Source organism: Paenibacillus allorhizoplanae (genome assembly GCF_927798215.1).
Taxonomy (GTDB): domain Bacteria; phylum Bacillota; class Bacilli; order Paenibacillales; family NBRC-103111; genus Paenibacillus_E; species Paenibacillus_E allorhizoplanae.
On record NZ_CAKMMW010000006.1, the window covers coordinates 275,538 to 291,653 of the forward strand.

The 16,116-nt window shown below is 36.4% G+C and carries 12 protein-coding genes and 1 pseudogene; 9 read left to right on the top strand and 4 right to left on the bottom strand.

Annotated features, from left to right (window positions below; all coding sequences use genetic code 11):
• Nucleotides 1–1,187: 1,187 nt before the first annotated feature.
• On the bottom strand, nt 1,188–1,361 hold the full coding sequence (locus tag L6I86_RS13520) for a hypothetical protein (protein ID WP_236287776.1): 174 nt from the start codon (nt 1,359–1,361) through the stop codon (nt 1,188–1,190).
• 132 nt (nt 1,362–1,493) lie between these two features.
• Here L6I86_RS13520 and L6I86_RS13525 point away from each other — a divergent pair, with 132 nt between their 5' ends.
• From L6I86_RS13525 to L6I86_RS13535, 3 genes are all read left to right on the top strand, one after another.
• A complete protein-coding gene (locus L6I86_RS13525) occupies nt 1,494–1,727 on the top strand; it encodes a hypothetical protein (protein WP_236287777.1) in 234 nt (77 codons plus the stop codon).
• 168 nt (nt 1,728–1,895) lie between these two features.
• Nucleotides 1,896–2,117 (top strand): hypothetical protein, encoded by a 222-nt coding sequence (locus L6I86_RS13530; RefSeq protein ID WP_236287778.1) that lies wholly within the window; start codon nt 1,896–1,898, stop codon nt 2,115–2,117.
• A 247-nt stretch (nt 2,118–2,364) separates the two neighbouring features.
• A complete protein-coding gene (locus L6I86_RS13535) occupies nt 2,365–2,556 on the top strand; it encodes a hypothetical protein (protein WP_236287780.1) in 192 nt (63 codons plus the stop codon).
• 769 nt (nt 2,557–3,325) lie between these two features.
• Here the strand turns inward: L6I86_RS13535 and L6I86_RS13540 are convergent.
• Genes L6I86_RS13540 through L6I86_RS13550 form a run of 3 tightly spaced genes read right to left on the bottom strand, consistent with a single transcriptional unit; the run spans nt 3,326 to nt 5,589 of the window.
• The gene (locus L6I86_RS13540; RefSeq protein WP_236287783.1) at nt 3,326–4,597 is read right to left on the bottom strand and encodes a tyrosine-type recombinase/integrase; all 1,272 of its coding nucleotides are present in this window, start codon (nt 4,595–4,597) and stop codon (nt 3,326–3,328) included.
• A 6-nt stretch (nt 4,598–4,603) separates the two neighbouring features.
• Nucleotides 4,604–4,996 (bottom strand): hypothetical protein, encoded by a 393-nt coding sequence (locus tag L6I86_RS13545; protein WP_236287785.1) that lies wholly within the window; start codon nt 4,994–4,996, stop codon nt 4,604–4,606.
• Between the two features lie 2 nt (nt 4,997–4,998).
• On the bottom strand, nt 4,999–5,589 hold the full coding sequence (locus tag L6I86_RS13550) for an ImmA/IrrE family metallo-endopeptidase (RefSeq protein WP_236287786.1): 591 nt from the start codon (nt 5,587–5,589) through the stop codon (nt 4,999–5,001).
• A 52-nt stretch (nt 5,590–5,641) separates the two neighbouring features.
• Between L6I86_RS13550 and L6I86_RS35660 the strand changes: the two genes are divergently transcribed.
• The 6 genes and pseudogenes from L6I86_RS35660 to L6I86_RS13575 all read left to right on the top strand — a co-directional run.
• On the top strand, nt 5,642–5,773 hold the full coding sequence (locus tag L6I86_RS35660) for a hypothetical protein (protein WP_276574853.1): 132 nt from the start codon (nt 5,642–5,644) through the stop codon (nt 5,771–5,773).
• A 154-nt stretch (nt 5,774–5,927) separates the two neighbouring features.
• Nucleotides 5,928–9,452 carry an Eco57I restriction-modification methylase domain-containing protein gene (locus L6I86_RS13555; RefSeq protein WP_236287789.1) on the top strand — a complete coding sequence of 1,175 codons (3,525 nt, stop codon included), beginning with the start codon at nt 5,928–5,930 and terminating at the stop codon, nt 9,450–9,452.
• Nucleotides 9,443–12,826, top strand: coding sequence for a helicase-related protein (locus L6I86_RS13560; protein WP_236287790.1), 3,384 nt, complete (start codon nt 9,443–9,445; stop codon nt 12,824–12,826). Before L6I86_RS13555 ends, L6I86_RS13560 begins: the two co-directional genes overlap by 10 nt.
• A gap of 763 nt (nt 12,827–13,589) precedes the next feature.
• Complete coding sequence (locus L6I86_RS13565) at nt 13,590–14,816, top strand: MBL fold metallo-hydrolase (protein ID WP_236287792.1); 1,227 nt, start codon at nt 13,590–13,592, stop codon at nt 14,814–14,816.
• A 9-nt stretch (nt 14,817–14,825) separates the two neighbouring features.
• Nucleotides 14,826–15,944, top strand: a complete 1,119-nt coding sequence (locus L6I86_RS13570; RefSeq protein ID WP_236287794.1) for a hypothetical protein — start codon at nt 14,826–14,828, stop codon at nt 15,942–15,944.
• A pseudogene (locus tag L6I86_RS13575) lies at nt 15,934–16,116 on the top strand (hypothetical protein); the annotation flags it as partial. The gene L6I86_RS13570 and the pseudogene L6I86_RS13575, both read left to right, overlap by 11 nt.

Consider the following 16,116-nt stretch of genomic DNA (forward strand, 5'->3'; position numbering starts at 1 on the left):
CTGCAGGAATCCGGAAATCTGAGGTTCGTAGCTCCCGTAGACATAAAGGAAGAGATACTGAGGGTATACGAGGATAACGGAGCTCTTTATGTCGAAGGGCAACGACAGATTTGGGAAGTAAAGACAAATGGTGAAACCCAGCCTTATGTTGGTTTGAAAGATATTGCTGCGTATAACACCGGTCTCTACCTCCCCAAATCAAATACGTACGACGCCAGTGCTTTTGCCAATAGAGGGGTTTCGTTTGGAGGGATGCTATCATTTAACGTTTTTGCAATCAATCAACACGGGAATGTAGTGATGTATAACGGGTCATACCACTTGTTGAGAAGGATTAATGTTTATAGGCAATAGGGTGAATGGTGTGGGTGGGGATGAACAATAAGCAAATTTAAAACTGCCACAGTGATGGCGGTTTTTTTTGTGATGCAAAATTATATACTCAAGGTGATATTTCATTAGAAACAAATGGTTGATAAAAATTAATGTTCAAGTTAATTATTTTCCAGTCAAGAACATTAAAGCATCGATTTCAAAAAGCACTACAGAAAATGATAAACCAAAACCATTCTAGCACCTTCACCAAAACAACTATACCACCTGTTGCAGTCATTAAAATGTATTATCATCGTTTTATTTTGATGCGAGAGTTTAATGATTTCTATCTGTAGAATTCTTCATTACAAGGAAACGAAGGTACCTTTGTCAACATTAATAAAAGGTGATACCATCTAAATTTTTGGTATGAAATATAACGTTGACACAAGGGAATTCGCTATCAATGAAGATACATTTTTTCAGTGTATTATCTTAAGCAAGGTTAGCCGTTATTGAAGGAATGGGTGGTTATATGGCGAAGACTTCGAAACATCAAGTGCAAGAGATTGGGGGGGATTTGACGAGGCAAATATGCGGGATCCGCATTTTGAATTGAAGAATCGTTCCTCGAGGTTAAAAAGTGCTTGGCGAGGTGTTTGTAATAAATGAGTGCTACATCGCTACACTGAAGAAAGTCCGTAGAGGGATTAGCTGCAAGAAGGCAGGATGACACATGGCATGTAATGTGGGTATCGACCCTTTGGAGGTGTCGGACGGCAAACAAACGGATCTTCATCAGTAAAGGATTCTTCGAGATGGATTATGGCCATACAACATAATGAATATTGAGGGCTTGGGAGAGAATCACCTCACTTCGAGTTGTCATGTTTTTCTACAGTAATCAGTACTGAGGTTCGATTTTCCTCTTCCATTTGCTGAATAATCTCGAGTAAATAAATGGCAGCACTATAGTTTGCCTGATCAATGAATTCGCGGATGAGTTCAATAACGTCTTGCTTAGATACTAAATAGTATAGCTGCAAAGGACCACATCCCTGAACAAGTACTTGCAAAATATTTTATGCAAAGCATTCATTGAGTGTATGGGCATCGGCTGACTAAATTTATGCTGGACTACTGAAAGCTCAGATCCGGAAATAGAAAAGCCAGGACAGATGGGATGCATCGTTGAAAGTAACGTTACTATTGAGACGAAAGGTAACGTTCTTGGTAATAAAGGCGGGGCTCCCAAAGGGAGTAAGAACGCTCTTGGTAACCGTGGAGGAAACGGTGATTCAATTGGAAAAAAGAAAGCAGTATCCAGCGGAGAGTTCGAATCCATTTGGATGGATACTCTCGAGGAAGATGAACAAGAGCTTTTGCTGCAGGTGGAGACTAACCCCATTTGACAGTAAATGCCGCAGGTAGGAGAAGTAGAGGAACCACTTGGGACTCCGAATCGGTGTTTTAACCCAAAGGCGAGCTTTCAAATTGAACTTCAGAAGGTGCCGTAGGATACGCTGGAACGCTTAGTTGTTGCTGTAGGACACGATGGTGGTATTAGTAGTATTTCTACGTTGGGTAAAACGGTTGATAGACTCGTATTTAACGAAGTCATGGGAACGATGGCAGTAAAGATAAATGGACAGTTAAAATCTTCATCCAAGTATGCTACAATGTCGGTATCAGAACAAAAGGCATACTTTTCGCATGCCGTAATGTTAGCCGGTATTGAGGAATTGGGGTGGTTATATGGCGAAGAGTTCGAAACATCAAGAGCAAGAGATTGGGGGATTTGACGAGACCTATATGAATAACCTCAACCCCGAAGATCCGGACTTTGTTGAAAAGTTCATTGAATCTGTAAAACGGCCGATTGAGATTGTAAAAGACGAAAAATAGAGGCACTCACATTGAAGAGCTTATTTATTTGTCGCTCTTAAACCCAATGTAACCCAAACATATTTGAAATATTTATTAATACGGTTCAGATATAAAAGTTTAAAAAAATTTTTGTTAACGTTGAGGGGTTAATTGGTGATATGAGTGGCGGATAAAGTTCTATTAAAAGAAGCTTGGACAAAACAACCATTCGGAATTATTGGCTATGAAATATTGAATGAAGATCAGATATTCGTTGAATATGCTAATAAGTATGGATTCAGGGTGGCAGTTCGTGATTTAAAGATTGATCGGTCGGAATGGGATAGATTAATCAAGCTCATGAGAAGTAGATGAAGCAAAGGAGCAAAAGTGTCGGTTCAATTTTTGATGAGAGTGACTGGGATTCCGTTAGTTTCTCATTCATAACCGCTTTATCAAGAGTCAGTTTTTCTTTTGGGTGAAATCAACATTATTGAATATCAGAACCATCTTTTAGGATTCCTGAATTTTCGGGAGTCCTTTTTTTGTTGACCTACCAAAAGGCCTTAAATTGGGTGTTTCATTCACCAAAATAACACCAGTGAAAAGCGAGGGTGAGATAAATGGATTGATTGAAAGAGCTATTGAAAGCACAAGGGCTTTCGGATACACAAATCGCTGCAATTGATGGAGGTGTTGAAACGAATTATAAGGGATCGAGAAATTAGGTAGTACATATGAAATCATGCTCCTCCAACCAGAAGAATATAGAAAAGTGTTAAATGCAAAACTTCAAGAAGAGTTAGAAGAGAATAATCATCGAATGATGATGTTGAAGAATTAGCTAATATATAGAAGTAATTTATGCGATCGAAGAAAACAGAGGGATGAACTTAGAGGATTTTGAAGAGGCGGATTCTGTACTATATACTTTTTGGTGTCTGTTATAGTCAAATAAACCCTTATAGTTAAGGGTTTCTGAAAACTCTCCTATAAAATAATAACGACGGTCGTTTGCACGACCGTCTCATGGGAGAAGTGAAATATCAGTTTTTTTCTATTCTGTTACAGTGGAGTTAATGTTGATTTGGTGCGGTTTTTTTGAAGTGCTATAAGGTATATTCAATCTAATTAAAATATAAAATTATCTATTTGGTACCTCAATAGTACCTTTTGGTACCTCGATGGTACCTTGATCTTGTCCTTTGTTTACCTTGTTTTTTCTACTATCGAACAGGAAATCAAGCTTGTTAGCAGCTGCATGATCAGCAGTGCGTAGAACGTGTCCGTAGACATTCATTGTAGTACCAATGTTGGAATGTCCTAGTCTCTCGGAAATAACCTTAGCATGAACGCCCTGGTTGATCAAGAGTGTTGCGGAGGTATGCCTGAGGTCATGAAACCGGATGTATTTAATTGCACCATTTAATTTCGCGTGGAAATAGTGCCATTGCTTTGTTGGCCAGTTCTGCGAATAGGCATTACCAAATGTTGAGCAGAAAACAAATGAGCGAACCCCACCTTGCCACTTGTCATTAATAGCATCTTTAGCAGCCTTTTTGTAATCATAATACTCTTTGAATTCTGAGATGACGGATTCGGGAAGGGCGACTTTGCGGAATGAACTATTATTCTTGGGTACTTTGATAAGAGGAACTCCATTCTTAAAACGGGGGAGAGACTGCTTCACTTCGACTGTGCCGGCTTCGAGATCTATATGGTGCCATTCTAAGGCTAGTAGCTCACCGCGGCGTAATCCGGATGTCAATGCGAGTGTGGCTATCATTCTGAAATCAGGGCGCTCATTCTGTAGTGCCTCAAAAATAAACATGGTTTCCTGCTCGTCATACGCCTCGCATTCCACTTTAATCTCTTTTGGCTTTACTGTTCCAACCATCGGAGATACCTTTATTACTTTCCAGTCAATAGCTCTCATAAATACACTACGTAGTACTCTGTAAATGTAAACTTTAGATGAAGAAGAAAGAGGTTTAAGGCTACCGTCGATTCTTGCTCCAGGCTTGTCCAATGACTCAATGAAATTCATAACATGGAATGTCTGTATTTGATCTACGCGCATATGACCAAAGTGGGGGATGAGTCGATTGTTCATGATGCTGATGTAATTCTCTTGCGATGTTTGCTCTAGCTGCTTCATCACAAATTTGCTTTCCCATTCTTTTGCAAATTGATCGAACTTCATTTTGTCAGGTGAGATATACTCCCCGACTTCGACCTCTATTTTAAATTTAGAAAGCTCGCTATCTAAAAAACGTTTTAGCTCCAGCTTTTTCATCTTCTCTGCATTTTCTACACAAACGGTCTTACGCTTGTATAACCGCTTCCCGTTTACGTCATAGCCAAGATTGACCTGGAGCCTCCAAGAATTTCTACCACTTTTCTGAATGCTTGCCACAGCTCATTACCTCCATTCATAAAAAGGTTTTACATCCATCTGCATAATTTCCTCAATATCAGCCACTTGAATAATGAATTGTTCAATGTCGCTATATTCAAAATGTAGCCCCTCTTGGTATTTCAACTTCTCCAATCGACGGACAACACTATGTATATCGATTCCAAACTGATTAGGACGCTCAGGATTCCTTGTCAGGTCCTCAAAATGAATAGAGACGCCTATAGAGTCATCTGCGTAGTCTTCAGCCATCTTGGGGCGAAATGGAGCTTCTAAAGGTATGTAAAGAAAATTCTTATGCCAGGCAATGTTTCCTGAGCCAAATGAGATATTTAATTTGTCCGGTACCGGATGGAAATCCTCGGGGTGCTCCGAGTAGAAAACGGATAATTTAGCCATGCTTATGCTCCTTCTAGTTGTTTGCGACCCAGTTCTGCGATCACACGCCTTACATGGTCATCGTCTATTACGATCTTCGTATTGCGACGTCGAATCAGTTCTTCTTCGTATTGAGCCGATTGGACACGCTTTTGAATTTGTTCTAATCGATGCTGAACAAATGGTTCTGTTAAGCAAAACTCTTCAGCTATTACCTTTACAAGTAGGGATGGAGAGACTGATTTAAACTCCTCAAGTAGGTAAGAAGGCATGGCTGCATAATGTTGAAAGTTTTTAGCCTGGATTTCCTGCAGTTCAATAAAAGACTTGGGCATGATTTCTTGCTGGCCTACATGCTGCAGGGGATGGCAAAGCTCATGAAAAAAGACCTCACGTCTTTGTTTTTCGTTAAGATAAGCGTTTAGGAAAATGAAGGAGTATTCATCTTCTTTCCACTCAGCGAAAGAGGGGCCAGCATAGGTTCGTATTTCGACATCGAAAATGGATGAGATTAGGTCTAAGTCCATATCTGACGCGTACTCGATACCGATACTTCGGTACTCTTTTTCAAGCCATTTTTCTAGTTCAGTAGGTCTATAAAGTGATAAATTCATAAGCTACCTCCAATAGTCTGATAGTAGCATAAAGAATCATAAATGGGAATATATGTTCGTAATTTTGGTGCGCCATTTGGCTAGTACCTGGTTAGCGGAAAAGGAAATTTCCACCTTAGACGATACGAAGAGTTCGGTATACAATGTGAGTCTGAAGGAGAAGATTGATACAACAACCACATAGTGTATATTTTTGGTAGTTTGAACTCTACTTCGGGAGCAAGTAAGTGAATACATACCGCGTATAAAAAGCAGGAAATAGGAAACGATTGTGGAATTTTTATAAATGATTACAACAAAGATAACAACAAAATGTGTATTTCTATTTGGAGGATATAATGGACCAATATCAGCAAAACGTACAGGTGTTACTTAATAAACTTGATTGTGCTCATCAGTATGTTGAAGAAGAATTATTGAAAGAAGTCGCCTCTTTCCTTGGGTATGAACTGAGGAAAAATCCAATTAATCCTGAAAGCAATTGGCGTATGTTAGGGCATTCTGATTTTGAAGGCTCTCACGTCATAGCTATTAGATATATAGAAACACTTACTGCGGAGAGTACTGTAAATGATTTACGAAAGCTCTTCGAAGATGTGGAGACATATAGCAAAGAGTATGGTGCATCTGAAGCAGTAACCTTACTTGGATTTGTTGGAAGGAAACGTATCGTTTGGTTCAGAGCTATGGGTGGTAATCGAGATGAAAGATTGGATATATCAGAGATGTCAATTCAAAGGGTCTCACTATATGCAGAACTTTTTATTAATACACTTAGTTACGGAAAAGCCAAGATTGAGCCGGATGAATTCGGATTTGGATTCAGAATGACTGGTATTGAGCGCTTATTTACTAGAGAGTTGGGGTCGCGATTCCATTATATTGTTGGTCTTTATCGTAGACGAATGGCGGAAATAATTGTTCGTGATAAGATGCTTCGTAGCTATTTACTTCCTTTATTAACTGAGGAGGCAAAAAGTCTTCTGAAAAGATCAGATTTACATGGATTAGTTGAAACAGTTTCTTTTAAAGCAGCGGTTGGGGCAGTAGTAGATACACTGGTGCTTCGTATTATTTTAAGACATTTTTTAGAGGCATACCACGGACCTGTGGTATTTACCTCAAAAGTGAATTTTGAAAAGATAGGACTGGGATTCGCGGAAGGACGAATGGAAGATGTTCTCGATAAATTAGTGACGATTGAATTCCCGGACGTAAAAGAGGAATTGCTTAAGGAAGCCGTTCAGATTACGTTATTTGATGATTTCTATGAGGAATTAACACCAAAAGTTCAAAAACGACCGGGACTGGAAGAAGAAGTGCGAAGTTTTCAAAATCATTTACGGGAGCAGTTTGAATTAGCCTATGGTGGCGATCTGTTTGCAGGGGATGTCGCTGAGGTAGCGACTACGATTGAAAAAGCATTGATCAGTGATGGCAGTATAGATCTACTTAAACTTATTGCTGACACTAGTTCGGATCGTTACAATTTTCGATATCAAGATCTGCCACCGGAAATGATCCAGAACCATTATGAAATTTCAATGAGTAGTGCTATTCAGATTGACTACACATCAGATGATTTCAAAATTCATTATGGTTCTGATAAGCAGGAGCAAAAACAAAAAGGTGCATATTATACTGATAATCGTCTTGTTGAATATATGGTCCGTCAAGCGCTTGGTAATGTTTTTCAACAGCGCCTATTAAAATTACAAAAATTTGTCTCAGAAAGTAACATTGATCAAGCAATAAAGGCAATTGAAGAGATCACTGATATTAAAATCATTGATATTACATGCGGTGGAGGTTCGTTCTTAAGAGGAGCTTTTCGTTACCTATCAGCTCACCGTAAATCGGTTGCAAAGACAATAGAACAAGTCCCTGAGCTAGTTAAATTATTTCCTTATTTCACTCATGCTGAAGAAGCGCAAAGTCTATGGGAACGTCATATTTTACTTAATAATATATATGGAATAGATATTGATTATAAAGCTCTTATCATTAGTTCACAAACGCTAACACTTGCAACACTTGAAAATTGGCAACCAGGGGTTAACTTCCCACGAATGATCGGTTTAACTTTAGCTCATCAAAATGCACTGATTTCCCCATTCTCACATGGCAAAGGAAAAAGTACATTTAGAAAATACAAAACCAAAATTGCTAGATTAATTGAATTGCGAACAAAAATCAAAAAAGGGGATCCGACCGATACGAATTGGAGAGAAATGGCTGACATCCGACTTAATATTCGTAATGAGTTAATTAGGGAACTTTCATATGTAAATGGGTTTACAGAAACATTACGTATCGATATTCTCGAATTACATTTTCCCGAAGTCTTTTTCAATCCAGACGGGGGCTGGAGTGATAACGCAGGTTTCGATGTAGGTCTTGGAAATCCACCATGGGAAGCATGGAAAATAAACCCTGATGAGTTTTTTGAGTCATATTATGAAGGATTTTCGGCAATTAGCGATAACAATATAAAAAAAGAGATCGAAAACGAGATATTCATTAAATACCCACGCTTGAAGCAAGCCTGGGAAACCCAGATTAGGATGTATGAATCTGCAAACGAGTATTTTAGACAAGAGAATATGTATAATTTTCTCCGTTGGAGGGTCAGTGGAAGATTTACAGGCAGTGACCTTAACCTATACAAATTATCAATTGAACGATTCTGGCAGCTAATAAAGGCAGGTGGAATTGTAAGTGTGTTAGTACCTGGTAATATTGGTACTGATCTAGGTTCATCTGGGCTTCGCCATTTGTTATTTGATAAGACGAATCTGATCGAAATGCTGGGATTTGAAAATAAGAATAAAAGAATTTTTGAAAATGTGCATGGGAGTTACAAGTTTACCGTCGTCACATTTCAATGTGCTGAGGCATCAACCGTTAGCGAATTTAAGGCATTTTTCTATAGAAATACATTAGATGATTTAAGCGCAGATTCTTTGAAAATTGACTATCCTGTGGACTACGTAAGGGAATTAGCACCTGAGTCTTTAGTATTAATGGAATATCGTTCAAAAGAGGAGTTATCTATCTCCAGAAGATTGATGAAATTTCCTACCATTAAGGAATGTTTGCAATTAGAATATGGTTTTGAGTTTAAAAGTGGTTTGCATATGACTAGTAAACGACAATTATTCAATACTGATGGAGTAGGCATTCCCTTAGTTGAAGGAAAACATATTTCACAATTCGGCATGGCAGAAGATTTCAAAGAATCAATTCGATATTGGATAGATACTTCTATACATAGTCAAACTGGAATTAATGGCAAAGGAATCATAAGATTGCTGCTACGGGAAGTTGCAAGGGGAACTGATCGAAGGACAACTATAGCAACAATTGTTCCTAAACAAACTGCAATAGCTAATACATTGTGGGTACTGGATACTTCATCTAACTACAAAAAAATGCTATATCTCTGCGGAATATTAAATTCGTATACGGTTGATTTCTTTTCGCGGCGCAAAGTGGATAAGCATTTGAGTAAGTTTATATTGGAAAGCTTACCACTTGTTTTACTCGAAGAAAATGATCTGAGATTTCAGGCAATTGTTGAAAGAGTTGCCAAATTAGTTTGCACATCAAACGACATGGCAGCATTAGCAGATGAACTGAATATGCCAATAAAACAACTGGATTTAAACGAAGTGCAGACATTAAGAGCGGAGATTGATGCGATTATAGCCTCACTATATGGTCTTAAGCGAGAGGAAATCATTATGGCAATATCGACGTTTGAAAGCCCTATGCATGTTTCTGCAGTGCGTAAAGATTTACAAAAGATCCTTGAATATTATGATGTTATTACCTCAAAAGAGGAGGAACATTCATGTCCATAAATTCTAATTATAACTGGAAAGAGGAACGGGTAATAGATAATCAACTCGTTACTATGCAAGAGGCATTATCATATTACCTAGGTAAATCTATTTGCCTGGATATTGCAGTTGGCTATTTTTTTATAAGTGGTTTTAAATTACTTCAACCAGCTTTAATGAAGATGATGGAACATCCAGACTCAAGAATACGATTGTTGATGGGTACTAAGACTGATTTTAGAACTGCTGATGTTCTAGACGAAGGCTATAGTGTTAATCTTACTCCACAGGAAGCTTTAATGGCTGAGATTGCTAGCGGTCAAGCTGATGAGAATTCATTGCATTGTCTAGTCGAATGGATTAAGTCAGGGAGAGTTGATGTTAAAGTATATAAAGGCGAGGGGAACTATTTTCACTCGAAATTATACTTGCTTCACCGTGAGCCACTTGAGGATAGGGAAGGTTATGCGATTATAGGCTCAAGTAATTTTACTAAAAGTGGCTTGACAATTAATTTAGAGTTAAACGCTGTAACAATGGATGCATTTATGTCATTATCTCGATGGTTCGACGTGATTTGGATTAGTGAAGAGGCAAAGGCATACTCAAGAGATCTTATTGAAATAATTGAACGAGAAATATCTAAAAGCGCTCATTATTTGACTGGACAGGCAACCTATGTTGAGTTTGCAAAATCATTTGCAAAACCACTGCTTGATAGTTATATAAAAAAAGATTTTACTGAAACCCTGTATGAGCACCAAAAAATTGGGATTGGAGAACTAGTCGCCCGAATTACTCAGTTTGGTTGTGCAGTTTTATCCGATGGAGTAGGTCTAGGTAAAACTAGAACAGCAGTCTCCATTATACGTGCGCTTGGAGATGTGAAAACAATCATAATCGTACCCAAAAAACTGCAGAATCAATGGGTAGATGAGATTAATATTGTTAATGTTCCTTTAGAAGCAATTGCATTTTATTCAAAAGAACAGATTTCACGTATGAGCTTAAAGGAACTACGGGAAACTTTTAGTGACATATCATTTGTTATTATCGATGAAGCCCATCAGGGGTTACGCCATTCAACTACAAAACTGTATCGTAATATTCATCAATTAACTAAGGAATTCCATGATATCCAAGGCTTATTGTTGACAGCAACCCCTTATAATAATTCTCGTAGGGATATTTATCATCTTGGTCGCTTATTTCTTCGTCCTATAAAAGTGACGAAGAATAGCTCGTATAAGGAATATTTAGGTTTTGCCAATAGAAAAGCGGCTAAAGGTTTTGAATTGGATGACGCAGCGTTTAAAGAATTTTGGCGCGATTTATTTCTCCAACGTACCCGTCGAACCTATGGAGGCAAAGACGTAAGCTTTGCGAAACGTGAGTTTCCTGTAATTGAAATTCGATATGAACCGGCAAAACAAACGGTTTTTGAATTAAATTACGAAAGGATTGGAAATTTGCACTTACCTTATATGAATACGTTTCGCTATTATGAATCGCCTGAATGGGAAGAATTATCTAGCGAGCAACTTAAACTCATGTTGTTAAAAAGAGCTGATTCGTCATGGTATGCTTTTTTGTCATCGATTATAAAAGTTAAAAGTAAACTGAATGCTCTTATGATTGATATTGAGAGGATAGAGAGTGCTCCTAACTTACTAAAAGAATTTAAAAGGTGGCTTTCTGTAAATTATGGTATTGATGAGAATTTTAGTGATTTTGAGGAATGGTTTATAGAAGATCACGAATTAACTGATTTTGAATTACGTTCTCGTCAAAGACGTGCTCAATATGTCCGTAGGATGCTTGAGAAGATAGACGCGGTAAAAAAGAAAGACGCGACGCAAATGCTTAAACGAATGAGGCAAGATTCTCAAACAGATTTAAATCAACTAAAACAAATCGAAGATTCGCTAAAAGAGGGGTTTCAAAGATACGACGAAAAATATGAAAAAGTCAAAAAAGAGATTCTTTTGTATATAAGTCAGGGAGAAAAAGTACTGATTATCTCGCAATTTCGTGATACCGTTTTGCATTATTTTGAGCGGCTGGAAAAAGAAATCCATAACTTAAAAATAGGACTAGTATCAGGGCAAGCTGCTGATGCGCGTGTCACTGGAGAACAGGGCTTACAAACAAAAGAAAATATTCTAAACCGCTTTTCGCCTGTTTCTAAAGGTCATCCAGAGTATATTGGGACAATTGAAGAAATTCAAGTTGTTATAGGTACGGAGACTTTATCGGTTGGTCAAAATCTTCAAGACTGCAGAGTACTCTTTAACCTCGACTTACCGTTTAATCCAATGAATGTAGAACAAAGGATTGGGCGAATTGATAGACCACGTAATGATGGACAAGTCGGGGAAGTACTGATACTTACATTTCCTTCTATGTCTGCTATAGAAGCAGAACTCAAAATGGTGGAGAGACTTGGAAAAAAATTAATAGGGGTTTATCAGGATACTGCATTTGATGAACTTGTTATGCCAGAATATCGTAAATATTTAGAAGAAAGTGTTAAGAACAAACAAGTTACAGGAAGTATGATTTCAAGGATGATTGACAATGTTGTCGATCGGAGTCATGTAATTGTAGATGAAGAAATGCATTCTCAGGCTTATCATACTTCTCAACAGCGTATGTGGGAATCAATACGTCTTAGTCCACCATTAATTATTAAGCCTGTATTTCTAGATATTAGTTATGGTTTACAGGATTATTTTGTTTGTATAGTTCGGATTATTTATCGTGACACAAATGGCACGTTACTTAGAGAAGAAACCATTCCAGCTGCAAGGTTAAGTGAACAATGGATTTACAGTCTTTCAGAAGTAGAAACCTTATGGTATCAAGGTTCTCTAGAGGATATAAAATCAACCAAGGGGCTATCGGTAGAAACGGCAGAGAAATTAAAGAAAGCAGCAATAATGCTTTTAGATGAACTTAAGCAAACACGAATTTCACATTACAACGAAGCAATAGTGCCAAAACGAAAACGAGATGAACTAATAGACGCGAGAGTAAAACAAGTAAAAAAAGCAATAATAGAAGATATCAATGGTCAGAATCGGCGATATATTCTGGATAAGTTGAATAGTAAGTCTATAGAGCCAAGAGCGGTTAAAGAGTTTATTGATGCGTTAGACACTATTGATATACAGGACCATGAGTATGAATTGATCATAGATTTATATCAAAATGTTTCCACTCTTTGGGAAAGATTTGAGGAGTTTTATTTTACAATTTTGGGCTCTAGGGAAGAACACGGAACATCACAGACTCAATCAGATTTACGTCTCGCGGATAACTCTCAGAGTGATATTAGTTGGATTATTGGCCATTTTGGTGTTAAACAAGAGGAATTTATCAAACAGTATCAATAGCAGCTTTTATTTGATAGTTGCATCATCAACTGATTGTGCTTTTTTTTATGAAATGAACAATATACAGAAGATAAATTCCTTATTAATTAAGATCAAAAGCAGTCTTGCGCCACATCCTCCAATGGTCTGGGATATTTCTGATGGCAAAGTTGGCTCATCGTCTCTCCATAGGAGAACGGTTGGTTCCAAGACCAATCCTATCACGAGGAAACAGTTACTTTCTACAAAGGGATGGCGCAAAAATTGTATAGAAAAAGGAGATAATCGGGAAATAGCGATTATCTCCTTTTTCTATACAATCCTTAAATCACAATTCATATTTTTTAAAATACCTTCCGCCATATTCATCGACATTTACCAAAGGGATAAAATGACTCTCTTTCGAAAAGCTGATTGCAGTTATTTTATTTATGCCTATCGTGTCATTATGTGGAATTCATACATGTTGCGAGAAAACCAAGAATCACCTATTTTTACATATTTGTCACAGTATTCGCGTATGATGCCTGCGTTTTCTTGCATATCATCTATGCTAACAACTACATATGTTTGTGAAAGGGCGGCCGCGAAGAGCTCAATATCGGTTGATAATACTTTGTTCATTAATAAAACCTCCGGAATAATAATATCCTAATATAGAAATATATTCCATAATTATATCATAGTCCTAGTTCTAAAGATACAAAAATTGTCTATTCAGGTCGAATTTAGTGTGGTAAAATTATGGGATTATATTCTATATATGGAGAGCAGTGAATTTATAATGACAATAAAAATAGAAATGTTTCCTGCAAATGAAGGTGATTCTTTTTTAATTACGTTAGGTGAAGACCATAAATATAACATAATAATTGATGGGGGACGGGAAGAAACATACGATAATTTTTTAGAGAAACGATTAACCGAAATAGCGAAAGAAGGAGGAAAAATTGATCTATTAATTGTTACTCACATAGATGAAGATCACATAGAAGGAATATTAAAATTATTCTCAAGTAATGGATCTTCAAAAGCTGCAAATGTTATCAAAATCAATGAAGTTTGGCATAACAGTTATAGACATCTTGAGATTGAGAAGATTGATAAAAAAGATATGTCCCCGGAAGAAAGAGAGATCCTAGGAGATTTAATTTCAACCTTTAGTAGTAACAGAAAGAGAATTAATAATAATGAGAATGTTGATATCAGCGCCAAACAAGGTTCTTCATTAGCTGCTTATTTATACGGTGGTGATTATAGTTGGAATAGTATGTTTGATTACCGAGCAGTTAATGTGGATCAGAGAAATTATTTAGAAATAAATAAAGACATCAAAATTAGAATACTATCTCCGGATAAAAAGAAACTAAATGGGCTGCGAAAAAAATGGAGAAATCAATTGAATTCTACTAAATTAGGTATAAAATTTTCGGATGACGATGTATTTGATGATGCTTTTGAATTTTATTTGAGGTCATCTCCAGAAAGTGAATCGATAGATGAAAACGATGAAATCTCGCATAGAGAGACTAAGTTGAATTTAGATAAACTGTCTAAAGTTGAAGGGACAAAAGATAATTCTGCAACAAATGGCTCATCTATTTCTTTTATCATAGAATACAATGATAAATATAAATTGCTTTTTTTAGCAGATAGTCATTCAGATATTATAGTTGATAATCTTAAAAAATTATCTAACGAAGAGAATTATGATCTCACTTTTGATGTCGTAAAAATTGCACATCACGGGAGTGAAAGAAATAATACATCATTATTACTTAACTTAATTAACTCGAAGAATTATTTAATCTCAACTGATGGAACAAATGGGCATCCAGATCTGTCAACAATTGCGAAAATTATTACAAAAGATATAAGTACCCCTAAAACCATATATTTTAATTATAAAAATAAGCAATATCATCAATTTAACAATTCAGAATTAAAGAGTACGTTCAATTATGAGATAATTTCTCAATCAGAATTAAGCTCTACAATTATACCTTTATAGGAGCGAAAGATGGAACTAGATTATCACGAAGTATTGGTAAGAGCGGTATGCAGATTGATTTGCGAAGACGAAGATGATTATGAAGATGAAAAGGAATATGAAGATAAAGCAACAGCTTTTTTAGTCGCTAAAAATAAAGTAATAACAGCCACGCATACAATTAAGAATTATTATGAAGAAGGTACAACAATTTATTTGCAATTTCGTAATATAGATAGCACGCCAGTTGAAAGAACAGCAATCCCGATTAAGACTTCAAATGAGCAAGATGTTATTACAATCCTTGAATTAAATGAACCTGTTGAAACTAACTATTTGAGTTTTATAGAGTATGAACCCGAAAAAAATTATATGTACGAAACATATGGCTATCCTGTTGTAAAGTGGTCTTCAGGTCAGCCGATTGATGGACTCATTAGTAGAAAAGTGGAAGAAAATATGACAAATAATTTTGACTGGGATCTTGATCTTGATGTTAGGAACTCAAAGATAGATAATTTTGCAGGACTATCAGGTTCACCACTTTTAGTTAATGGAAGACTAGCGGGAGTAATTATAACTCAAGCAGTTGCGAAGAAAAAAGCAATTTCGTTAGGGGCAATAAGTTTATCGAAAATAAAAACTATTTTAGAAAATGGTGGTCTAGAAGTCCTCGTAGATGCTCAAGATACTAGATCTGAGATTCAAGTAATTCGTGATGTCGAAAACGTGAATTATGAAAACCATATATTTATTGCAATGCTTGAATCAGCAAATATTTTCGATCATGAGTTATGTCAAGAAGAATTTTTTAATGCAGAAATTAAAAGGGAAGAAGTGGACAGTAAAGAATTTGAAAATGAAGTGTTAAATTACTACAATTTAAGAAAAAAAGTGCATAGTATTTGGAAAACAAAACACTATAGCTATCAGAATGAAGACGATGGTTATTTATTATTATCTGAGGTTAATGAGCGGATTGAAGACCTGGATAATACTGTTTTAAAGTCCGATTATGATATCAACATATTTATTAAAAAAGGTATGCTACATCAATTATCAGAACAATTAAAAGTTGGATGGGTGAAAAATTATTCAACTAAACTACAAGAATATTTACAAAATAAGGATGCTGAAAATGCAGATTGAAAAGAATAGTGAAATGAAGTTTGTGAGTTCGGATATTTTTTTAAACGCAACAAGGTTGTTGATTTTATTATCAAAGTTTAATAATAAAAATGTCAAAATAACGATTGATAAATTGATGTTGTATGACTTTTATATGAAGTTTCCTATGACAATGTTGCAAGAGGAATACGAT

Coding starts and splice junctions, on each gene's coding strand:
- L6I86_RS13525 (WP_236287777.1), top strand. CDS start 1,494: ATGGGATGCATCGTTGAAAGTAACGTTACTATTGAGACGAAAGGTAAC.
- L6I86_RS13545 (WP_236287785.1), bottom strand. CDS start 4,996: ATGGCTAAATTATCCGTTTTCTACTCGGAGCACCCCGAGGATTTCCAT.
- L6I86_RS13550 (WP_236287786.1), bottom strand. CDS start 5,589: ATGAATTTATCACTTTATAGACCTACTGAACTAGAAAAATGGCTTGAA.
- L6I86_RS35660 (WP_276574853.1), top strand. CDS start 5,642: ATGTTCGTAATTTTGGTGCGCCATTTGGCTAGTACCTGGTTAGCGGAA.
- L6I86_RS13555 (WP_236287789.1), top strand. CDS start 5,928: ATGGACCAATATCAGCAAAACGTACAGGTGTTACTTAATAAACTTGAT.
- L6I86_RS13560 (WP_236287790.1), top strand. CDS start 9,443: ATGTCCATAAATTCTAATTATAACTGGAAAGAGGAACGGGTAATAGAT.
- L6I86_RS13565 (WP_236287792.1), top strand. CDS start 13,590: ATGACAATAAAAATAGAAATGTTTCCTGCAAATGAAGGTGATTCTTTT.
- L6I86_RS13570 (WP_236287794.1), top strand. CDS start 14,826: ATGGAACTAGATTATCACGAAGTATTGGTAAGAGCGGTATGCAGATTG.